Source organism: Spirulina sp. CCNP1310, from assembly GCF_034932185.1.
Lineage (GTDB): Bacteria > Cyanobacteriota > Cyanobacteriia > Cyanobacteriales > Spirulinaceae > Spirulina.
Map to the genome: position 1 here is coordinate 1 of NZ_JAYGHW010000087.1, position 1,217 is coordinate 1,217.

General features: G+C 48.7%; 1 protein-coding gene. It reads left to right on the forward strand.

What is annotated here, in order from left to right; translation table 11 throughout:
* Positions 1-94 precede the first annotated feature (94 nt).
* Positions 95-1,155 (forward strand): ISKra4 family transposase gene (locus tag VB712_RS13995; RefSeq protein WP_323255739.1). Its coding sequence is split into 2 segments (ribosomal slippage): positions 95-248 and positions 248-1,155, totalling 1,062 coding nucleotides; the frame shifts between segments, so codons are not numbered across the junction.
* The last annotated feature ends 62 nt before the right edge of the window (positions 1,156-1,217 follow it).

Consider the following 1,217-nt stretch of genomic DNA (forward strand, 5'->3'; position numbering starts at 1 on the left):
GGGTGCATCTCAATTAGGAGATGAGTAAATATACTCATTACAATTCCTCCTCAAAAGCCTACATAATTTAGACACTGTTGACCACCTTTGACCCATGACTCCCCAAACGCAGGCTGAACTCCAGCAACACCTTGATGCGATTGCCGCGATTCTCTACCAGGAAGCCAACCCTTCTGAACTCAAAACCCTTGAAGGCATTGAGAAAAGCGTTCACTCTCTTGCGCTAGAACACGTCTTGCCTCAACTGGGATTTTTTTTATCAACACAGCGACCGACCGTCACAGCGGAAAACAACGCACCCTGACCAGTATTATCGGGAAACTCACCCTGACGACCGCTCAAGCCCAACAACTGCAAGTCAAGCCTGGCAATCGTTGGAGTCCGTACTTTGAGAAGTGTTGCTTGCTCGTTAGTGCCAATAACTCTTACCAACATGCTGAAGAGGATATCAAGATGCTGACTGGGATGAGTGTCTCCCACAGCACGTTGCAACGCATGGTACAGGGAGAGGATTGGTGTGAGGTGGAGATAACTGACCCCATTGAAGAACTGAGCTTAGATGGAGGAATGGTTCGCCTGCGCACTGAGGAAGGTCAAGCCTGCGAGTGGAGAGAATACAAAGCCTTAAATGTCCACGGGCAAGAGGGTGTAGCATTTTTTAAGAACAATCAAGGGCTAGTAGATTGGGTGAATGCCCAGCCCCGGGCACAACAGTTTACCTGTATCGGGGATGGTCATGATGGGGTGTGGAACATTTTCAGTGAGATAGGGACACTACAGCAACGGCTCGAAGTGCTCGATTGGTATCACCTGATGGAGAATGCTCACAAGGTGCAAGGCACAGCGGCTCAACTGTCGCAGATAGAAACATGGCTGTGGCGAGGGGAATGTGGGAAGGTAATAAAGTATCTACGCCAAGAGCAATGTCGGGGAGTTACAGGATTTATCAATTACTTAAGGCATCATCAGACTCGGATTATCGACTACCAGGCTTGGCAGGCAGCGGGGCAATCGATTGGTTCGGGTCGAGTTGAGTCGTTGGTGAAACAAATTGGGTTAAGGGTGAAGTTGCCAGGGGCACAATGGCGAAGGGAGAATGTGCCAAAGGTGTTAAAGCATAGGTGTGCGTACCTGAATGGGGCACTGACGGCTTAATTGGATTACAATCATATACTTGGTCTGAGTAATTATACTCATCTCCTAACTGAGATGTACCC